Source organism: Streptomyces sp. NPDC048461, from assembly GCF_055587105.1.
Window position 1 is genome coordinate 545,798 of the sequence record NZ_JBVJGW010000003.1, and the last position, 8,094, is coordinate 553,891.

The following is an 8,094-nucleotide window of genomic DNA, read 5'->3' on the forward strand; positions in this document are numbered from 1 at the left end:
GCCGTTCTCCATGGCATGCCGCGACGGCTGGTCGCGGCGGACGTACGGAGGAAGAGAAACGTGAAGAACTTCAAGAAGGCCGCAGCCGTCACCATGATCGCGGGCGGCCTCCTCGCCGCCGGCGCCGGTGTCTCCTCGGCGCACGGCGGTGCGTCGGCGGAGGGCGAGGCCCTGCACTCGCCCGGCGTGGCCTCCGGGAACCTGCTCCAGGTCCCCGTGCAGGTCCCCGTGAACGTGGTGGGCAACACGGTCAACGTGATCGGCCTGCTGAACGGAGCCTTCGGCAACACGGGCGTCAACGCCTGACGCACCGCGCTCGCGCCCGCGGCGCGGCCCCGCACCGTGCCCGGACTCCGTTCCGCGGCGCCGCTCCGAGGCCCGCGCCACCGGCCCCGCTTCCCCCCTTCTCCCCGGGAAGCGGGGCCGTCGCGCGTCCTCCACCGCACGGGTACGGCACCACGCGCCCGCCGTCACCGCCCGCGCCCGGCAGGGCTGGCCCCGCTGTCAGTGGTGCTCCACCGCCGCGTTGTACGCCGCCACCAGGGCCCGCCGCGCCACCCGCTCCACCGGCCGCAGCGCCTCCGACCGCGCGGCCATCTCCGAGGCGGCCACCGCGCCCCCCGGGCCGTGCTCGTACGCCAGCGACACCAGCAGGTCCACCCGCTGCGCCAGCGCCAGTACCCGCACCGCCCGCGGCGGGTACCCCGGCGCCAGCACCTCCCGCCCGGCCTCCGCCCGCGCCCGGTACGCCGACAGCGCCGCGTCGGCGACCGGCCCCGACCCCGCCACGTCCAGCCGGGTCAGCACCGCCGTCGCCTCGCGCAGCGCCTCCGCCAGCTCCCGCTCGGCCTCGCCGAGCGACGGCACGTCCGCCGGCGGGGCCTCCCGTACCGGCAGGCAGTGCCAGGTCACCGACACGTGCAGGTCCCCGGCCGGGCCCACCTCGAAGACCTCCGGGACCAGCCCCAGGCCCGCACCCACCGCGACCACCGCCTCCTCGGCGTCCAGCGCCCGCGCGTTGAACTCCGGCGGCCCGCTCAGCCCCAGCGGATGCCCCGGCGCGGGCAGTGCCACCCGCAGCCCGGTCACCCCCAGCGCCCGCATCCGCCCGAGCGCCAGCGTGAGTCCCACCGGACCCGATTCACCGGGCAGGCCCTCCACCCGGTGCACGGCGTCCTCGCCCACGATCGACGACACGGCCTCGTCGGGCGAGACCAGACCTGCCAGCAGAGCGTTCCCCCAGGCGGTCAGCCGCCCTGAACGTGGTTCGAAAAGCATCCCCCAACTCTACGGACCCCACCCCGCGCCGTACCCCGTACCCGACCACCCACCCGACCCCCGACCCGGCCCCGGCCCCGGACCCCTCTCCGAGTGGCGTAGGTTTTCCCCTGGGGCTGCGCCTGCCGGCGCACAGAGAACCGTGACTGCAAGGGGTGACAACACGCTCATGAGCGATGTTCTGGAGCTGGTGGACGTATCCGTGGTCCGCGAGGGCCGGGCTCTGGTGGACCAGGTCTCCTGGTCGGTGAAGGAGGGGGAGCGCTGGGTGATCCTCGGCCCCAACGGCGCCGGCAAGACCACACTGCTGAACCTCGCCTCCAGCTACCTCTTCCCCACCAAGGGCGAGGCCACCATCCTCGGCAGCACCCTCGGCAAGGTCGACGTCTTCGAGCTGCGCCCCCGCATCGGCATCGCCGGTATCGCGATGGCGGACAAGCTCCCCAAGCGGCAGACCGTCCTGCAGACCGTCCTCACCGCCGCGTACGGCATGACGGCGACCTGGCAGGAGGAGTACGAGGACATCGACGAGCAGCGCGCCCGCGCCTTCCTCGACCGCCTCGGCATGACCGGGTACCTCGACCGGAAGTTCGGCACCCTCTCCGAGGGCGAGCGCAAGCGCACGCTGATCGCCCGCGCCCTGATGACCGACCCCGAGCTGCTGCTCCTCGACGAGCCCGCGGCCGGTCTGGACCTCGGCGGCCGCGAGGACCTCGTACGCCGCCTGGGCCGCCTCGCCCGCGACCCGCTCGCGCCCTCGATGGTCATGGTCACGCACCACGTCGAGGAGATCGCCCCCGGCTTCACCCACGTCCTGATGATCCGTCAGGGCAAGGTCGTCGCCTCGGGTCCGATCGACCTGGAGCTCACCTCCCGCAACCTCTCGCTCTGCTTCGGCCTCCCCCTGGTCGTCGAGCGCAACGGCAACGACCGGTGGACGGCGCAGGGTCTGCCCCTGCGCTAGGAACGCCCGGGAGGAAGGGGACCCGGACCGAACCGCCCCGCACCCTGTCCCGACCGCGCCCACCCGACCTACCATGACCATGTGGACATCGACGCGTGGGTGTGGTGGCTCATCGGCGCGGTCGGACTGGGCATCCCCCTCGTCCTGACCGCCATGCCGGAGTTCGGCATGTTCGCCATCGGCGCGGTGGCGGCCGCCGTCACGGCGGCGCTCGGCGGGGGAGTGGTCGCGCAGGTCCTGGTCTTCGTGATCGTGTCGGTCGCGCTCATCGCCGTCGTCCGCCCGATCGCCAACCGCCATCGCGACCAGCGCCCCCAACACCGCAGCGGAATCGATGCGTTGAGAGGCAAGAGCGCCGTCGTGCTCGAACGCGTCGACGGCAGTGGCGGCCGCATCAAGCTCGCCGGCGAGATCTGGTCCGCCCGCTCCCTCGACGCGGACACCAGCTTCGAACCCGGCCGGTCCGTCGACGTCGTGGAGATCGACGGGGCGACCGCGGTCGTCATGTGACCGTGTCAGCAAGCGACTTGGGAGCCGTCACACGGACGGCATGTGAGCCGTCACGCAGCCGTCATGTGAGCAACCAGCCGACTCGCGGCCCCGGGGTCTGCGAGACTCCGATCAACGGGGCAGCACAGACAGCCGGAAGGGCACGGGGAACCGCATGCAACCGATCATCATCGTCCTGATCATTCTGGTGGTTCTGGTCTTCATCGCACTGGTCAAGACGATCCAGGTGATCCCGCAGGCCAGCGCAGCCATCGTCGAGCGCTTCGGCCGCTACACCCGCACCCTCAACGCGGGCCTGAACATCGTCGTCCCGTTCATCGACTCGATCCGCAACCGGATCGACCTCCGCGAACAGGTCGTCCCCTTCCCGCCGCAGCCGGTCATCACCCAGGACAACCTGGTCGTCAACATCGACACCGTCATCTACTACCAGGTGACCGACGCCCGGGCCGCGACCTACGAGGTGGCCAGCTACATCCAGGCCATCGAGCAGCTCACCGTCACCACCCTCCGCAACATCATCGGCGGCATGGACCTGGAGCGCACCCTCACCTCCCGCGAGGAGATCAACGCGGCCCTGCGCGGCGTCCTCGACGAGGCCACCGGCAAGTGGGGCATCCGCGTCAACCGCGTCGAGCTCAAGGCCATCGAGCCGCCGACCTCCATCCAGGACTCGATGGAGAAGCAGATGCGCGCCGACCGCGACAAGCGCGCCGCGATCCTCCAGGCCGAGGGCGTCCGCCAGTCCGAGATCCTGCGCGCCGAGGGCGAGAAGCAGTCCTCCATCCTCCGCGCCGAGGGTGACGCCAAGGCCGCCGCCCTGCGCGCCGAGGGTGAAGCACAGGCGATCCGCACCGTGTTCGAGTCCATCCACGCCGGCGACGCCGACCAGAAGCTCCTCGCCTACCAGTACCTCCAGATGCTCCCGAAGCTCGCCGAGGGCGACGCGAACAAGCTCTGGATCGTGCCCAGCGAGATCGGCGACGCACTCAAGGGCCTGTCGGGCGCCATGGGCAACTTCGGCCCCATGGGCGGCGGCTCCGGCTTCAACCCGCAGAACGCCGGCAAGGCGAACGCCGACGCGGGCGACAAGTCCACCCCGGACCGCCGCGAGCAGCCCCCCATCGACTGACGACGGCCCCCGCCCCGGGACCCCGGCCCACCGGGCGGGCCGTGCCGTCCTGCATGATCGGGTGAGGCCCCTCGACCTTCATGGCGGGGAGGCGACCCACTCATGCAAAGGGGATGGCCCCTCCCATGTCCATCTGGGAATCACTCGCGGTCTTCGCCGCCGGCATCGGCGCCGGCACGATCAACACCATCGTCGGCTCCGGCACCCTGATCACCTTCCCGGTGCTGCTCGCCACCGGCCTGCCACCGGTCACCGCCAACGTCTCCAACACCCTCGGCCTGGTGCCCGGTTCCATCAGCGGGGCCATCGGCTACCGCAAGGAGCTCCGGGGACAGCGCTCCCGCATCCTGCGGCTCGGCGCGGTATCCCTCGTCGGCGGATGCGCCGGAGCCGTCCTGCTCCTCACCCTGCCGTCCGACTCCTTCGACACGATCGTGCCCGTCCTCATCGGACTCGCCCTCGTGCTCGTCGTCCTCCAGCCCCGCCTCGCCGCGGCACTGCGCCGCCGCCAGGACGCCGCCGGAGGCGACACCGGTCATCCCGACGGCGGACCCGCCCTGCTCACCGGCATGTTCTTCTCCAGCGCGTACGGGGGCTACTTCGGCGCCGCCCAGGGCGTGCTGTACCTCGGCCTCATGGGTCTGCTGCTCCGCGAGGACCTCCAGCGGATCAACGCCGTGAAGAACGTCGTCGCCGCTCTGGTCAACGGGATCGCGGCCGTCGTCTTCCTGTTCGTCGCCGAGTTCGACTGGACCGCCGTCCTGCTCATCGCGGTCGGCTCCACCATCGGCGGCCAGATCGGCGCCAAGGTCGGCCGCCGGCTCCCGCCGACCGCTCTGCGCGCGGTCATCGTGACCGTCGGAATCCTCGCGATCGTCCAGCTGCTCGTCCGCTGAGCGGCGTAGGGAAAGTACGCCGCCCAGCGCGACCGAGTACGCGCGGACCGGGGCCCGCGGCTAAGCGGAACGCTCCAGCCACTCCGGCAGGACGTCCCGCCCCGCCACCCCCAGCGCCAGCAGCATGGCATCGGCCGGGGACGGCACGAACGGCTTGCGGAGCAGGGGCATCCCCGCCTCCTCCGGCGTCCGGGCCGCTTTGCGGTGGTTGTCCTCGGCGCAGGAGGCCACCGTGTTCAGCCAGGTGTCCCCGCCGCCCTGGGCCCTCGGGAGCACGTGGTCCACGGTCGTCGCGCGCTTCCCGCAGTACGCGCACCGGTGCTGGTCCCGGACCAGCACCCCCCGCCGTGACCAGGGGGCATGTCTTCGGAAGGGCACCCGTACGTACCTGCAGAGCCTGATCACCCGAGGCATCGGCAGCTCCATCGTGGCAGCTCGCACACGCAGCTCGGGATGGGACTGCTCGACCACGGCCTTGTCCTGGAGCACCAGGACCACCGCCCGGTTCAGCGTCACCGTCGACAGCGGCTCGAAGCTCGCATTCAGCACCAGCGTGTCCCGCATCTCGCCCACCTCCCGTGTGCAGGCCCGCGACCACACCGGCAGCAGGGCCCGCGACCACTCTGGCCGCGCGCGCCACGCGGGACAACGCAATAAAAATGCCCGGTCCTGGCCGTCTTTAGACCAGGACCGGGCAAACGCTCGGAGAACGATCAGCCGGCGGGAGCCTCGTACTCGCCGATCAGCTGGGCCCGCCCGAGGGTGTGGAAGCGGAGGTTGAACCCGACCACGGCGGGGGAGGCGTCCGGGTCCGGGCCGAGCTCCTCCTGATCCACCGCGTACACGGTGAAGACGTACCGGTGCCGTTCCCCGGCCGGCGGAGCCGCCCCGCCGAAGTCCTCGGTCCCGTAGTCGTTGCGCACGTGCACCGCTCCCGCGGGCAGCCCCTCGAACTTCCCGCTGCCCGCCCCGGCCGGCAGCTCCGTGACCGACGCCGGCAGGTCGAACAGCACCCAGTGCCAGAACCCGCTGCCCGTGGGCGCGTCCGGGTCGAAGCACGTCACGGCGAAGCTCTTCGTCCCCTCCGGGAAGCCCTCCCAGCGCAACTGCGGGGAGACGTTCCCGCCCGACAGGACCTGGGCGTCACCCAGGTCGGCCCCGGGCGCCAGGTCCGCACTCGTCACGGTGAAGGCGTGCACCTCGGGATGGAAGTCGTGCGGCAGGGGCGCCCTGCTCTGCTCGGTCACTGCTGATCCTCCTGGTCGGTGGCTGATCGGACGCGCGTCCTGGACGGAGCCTAGAAGCTAGAGCCAGTTGCGCGTGGAACCGACCGAGGCGATCCACTGGTTCAGGTACGCCGCCCAGTCGGTCTCCTGGTAGGAGTGCAGTCCCACCTGGAAGCAGCGGTAGGTGTCGCTGCTCTCGCTGAACAGCCCGGGCTTCTTGTCCATCTCCAGGACGACGTCCATCTCGCGGCCGTCGGAGACGAAGGTCAGCTCGACCTGGTTCAGCCCCCGGTACTGCGACGGCGGCACGAACTCGATCTCCTGGTAGAAGGGCAGCGTCTGCCGCGTCCCGCGGATGTGTCCGCGCTCCATGTCCGCGCTGCGGAAGGAGAAGCCGAGCTGGCGGAAGGCGTCGAGGATCGCCTGCTGCGCCGGCACCGGGTGCACGTTGATCGCGTCGAGGTCACCCGCGTCGACCGCGCGCGCGATCTCCAGCTCGGTGCTGACCCCGATGTTCATCCCGTGCAGGTGCTGGCCCCCGAAGTGGGTGATCGGCGTCTCCGACGGGATCTCCAGCCCGAACGGCACCACGTGCAGCGCGCCGGCCTGGACCTGGAAGGCACCGCCGAGGCGCTGCTTGTTGAAGACGACGTCCTGCTTGTACTCCTGGTCGCCGCCCTCCACCTCGACCCGCGCCTGAAGACCGACGGACAGCCCCTCGATCTGCTGGTCGACGGAGCCGCCCTGGATCCGGACCTCGCCCTGGACGATGCCGCCCGGCACGACGTTCGGCTCGGTGATGACCGTGTCCACGGACGCACCGCCGGCACCCAGGCTCGCGAACAGCTTCTTGAACCCCATGTTCAAACTCCCCTGATGAAGGATCTAAGGATCGGAAGGACCAGGCGGCGACACCACCACGGGCATCGCGCGCCTACCCCGTACCCACGCGGAACATTAGGCCCCGGTTGCACGCGCGCCCGTTCCACTACCCTCGGCCGGATGAGCGCGCGAACCGACCGTACGCCCCTGACCCGGGCCTTCTTCGACCGCCCGGTCCTGACCGTGGCCCCGGACCTGCTCGGCCGCACCCTGGTCCGCAGCACCCCGGAGGGCCCCCTCGAACTGCGCATCACGGAGGTCGAGGCGTACGAGGGCGAAACCGACCCGGGCTCCCACGCCCATCGGGGCCGCACCGCCCGCAACGCATCGATGTTCGGGCCGCCCGGACACGCGTACGTCTATTTCATCTACGGCATGTGGTTCAGCCTCAACCTGGTGTGCGGCCCGCCCGGACTCGCGAGCGGGGTGCTGCTGCGCGCGGGCGAGGTGACGACGGGCGCCGACCTGGCTGCCAAACGTCGTCTTTCCGCCAAGAACCCGAGAGAACTGGCCAAGGGTCCGGCCCGGCTGGCCACGGCCCTGGCCATCGACCGCTCCCTCGACGGCACCGACCTCTGCGCGGGCCCGGATTCGCCGCTGTCCGTCCTGGAGGGCAGCCCCACCCCGCCCGACCTGGCGAGCAGCGGCCCCCGGACCGGAGTGGGCGGCGCCGGCGCCCACCATCCGTACCGCTTCTGGATCACCCAGGACCCGACGGTGAGCCCGTACCGCGCCCATGCGCCCCGCCGCCGCTCAACTTGACTCGACCTGCCGGGACGCCTAACGTAGTCCGAGCCGCTTGAACGGGGCACTGCCATCAGCAGACCTCCGGAGCGGCCAACCCACTACTTACGACGAACCCCTGGCGGGGTCCTCTTCGGCATGTCCGAATTCCACGCCGGCAGCTCGATTATGAGCAGCGAAGGGAAAGCGTTAACGTAGCGGAGCGCCGAAAGGCCGAAGACCTTCCGACGGTCACCGAATTCAATTCCAAGCCGGAAACGGCATGGGAATGATCTGGTAGAGTCGGAATCGCCGGAAAGGAAAGCGCGAAAGCGAATACCTGGAAAGCGCCGAGGAAGTCGGACACGAAAGAGTCTGATAGAGTCGGAAACGCAAGAACAGAACGAAAGCCCGGAGGAAAGCCCGAGAGGGTGAGTACAAAGGAAGCGTCCGTTCCTTGAGAACTCAACAGCGTGCCAAAAA

At 70.7% G+C, this 8,094-nt stretch carries 11 protein-coding genes; 6 read left to right on the plus strand and 5 right to left on the minus strand.

The window, feature by feature from the left end:
* The first annotated feature begins 60 nt into the window (after nt 1–60).
* Entirely contained in the window at nt 61–306 is a 246-nt protein-coding gene (locus tag ACZ6S8_RS08070) for a chaplin family protein (protein WP_469453523.1), read from the plus strand.
* Between the two features lie 198 nt (nt 307–504).
* Here ACZ6S8_RS08070 and ACZ6S8_RS08075 read toward each other — a convergent pair whose 3' ends face one another.
* A complete protein-coding gene (locus ACZ6S8_RS08075; RefSeq protein WP_469453525.1) occupies nt 505–1,278 on the minus strand; it encodes a hypothetical protein in 774 nt (257 codons plus the stop codon).
* Between the two features lie 169 nt (nt 1,279–1,447).
* On the opposite strand from ACZ6S8_RS08075, the gene ACZ6S8_RS08080 reads away from it, so the two are divergent.
* From ACZ6S8_RS08080 to ACZ6S8_RS08095, 4 genes are all read left to right on the plus strand, one after another.
* Nucleotides 1,448–2,242: an ABC transporter ATP-binding protein gene (locus ACZ6S8_RS08080; RefSeq protein WP_469453527.1), complete on the plus strand. Its 795-nt coding sequence runs from the start codon at nt 1,448–1,450 to the stop codon at nt 2,240–2,242.
* Between the two features lie 81 nt (nt 2,243–2,323).
* Complete coding sequence (locus ACZ6S8_RS08085) at nt 2,324–2,752, plus strand: NfeD family protein (RefSeq protein WP_469453528.1); 429 nt, start codon at nt 2,324–2,326, stop codon at nt 2,750–2,752.
* Between the two features lie 154 nt (nt 2,753–2,906).
* Nucleotides 2,907–3,884, plus strand: a complete 978-nt coding sequence (locus tag ACZ6S8_RS08090) for an SPFH domain-containing protein (protein ID WP_469453530.1) — start codon at nt 2,907–2,909, stop codon at nt 3,882–3,884.
* A gap of 125 nt (nt 3,885–4,009) precedes the next feature.
* A complete protein-coding gene (locus ACZ6S8_RS08095; RefSeq protein ID WP_469453532.1) occupies nt 4,010–4,780 on the plus strand; it encodes a sulfite exporter TauE/SafE family protein in 771 nt (256 codons plus the stop codon).
* Nucleotides 4,781–4,840: 60 nt separating this feature from the next.
* Here the strand turns inward: ACZ6S8_RS08095 and ACZ6S8_RS08100 are convergent, their stop codons facing one another.
* From ACZ6S8_RS08100 to ACZ6S8_RS08110, 3 genes are all read right to left on the minus strand, one after another.
* Entirely contained in the window at nt 4,841–5,344 is a 504-nt protein-coding gene (locus tag ACZ6S8_RS08100; RefSeq protein WP_267722486.1) for an HNH endonuclease, read from the minus strand.
* 149 nt (nt 5,345–5,493) lie between these two features.
* A complete protein-coding gene (locus ACZ6S8_RS08105) occupies nt 5,494–6,027 on the minus strand; it encodes a YbhB/YbcL family Raf kinase inhibitor-like protein (protein ID WP_469453534.1) in 534 nt (177 codons plus the stop codon).
* 57 nt (nt 6,028–6,084) lie between these two features.
* Nucleotides 6,085–6,867 (minus strand): sporulation protein, encoded by a 783-nt coding sequence (locus ACZ6S8_RS08110; RefSeq protein WP_469453536.1) that lies wholly within the window; start codon nt 6,865–6,867, stop codon nt 6,085–6,087.
* Between the two features lie 141 nt (nt 6,868–7,008).
* On the opposite strand from ACZ6S8_RS08110, the gene ACZ6S8_RS08115 reads away from it, so the two are divergent.
* Nucleotides 7,009–7,650, plus strand: a complete 642-nt coding sequence (locus ACZ6S8_RS08115; RefSeq protein WP_469453538.1) for a DNA-3-methyladenine glycosylase — start codon at nt 7,009–7,011, stop codon at nt 7,648–7,650.
* A gap of 148 nt (nt 7,651–7,798) precedes the next feature.
* Here the strand turns inward: ACZ6S8_RS08115 and ACZ6S8_RS08120 are convergent.
* Nucleotides 7,799–8,094: hypothetical protein (locus ACZ6S8_RS08120; RefSeq protein ID WP_469453541.1), on the minus strand; the 296-nt coding region annotated here is incomplete at its 5' end.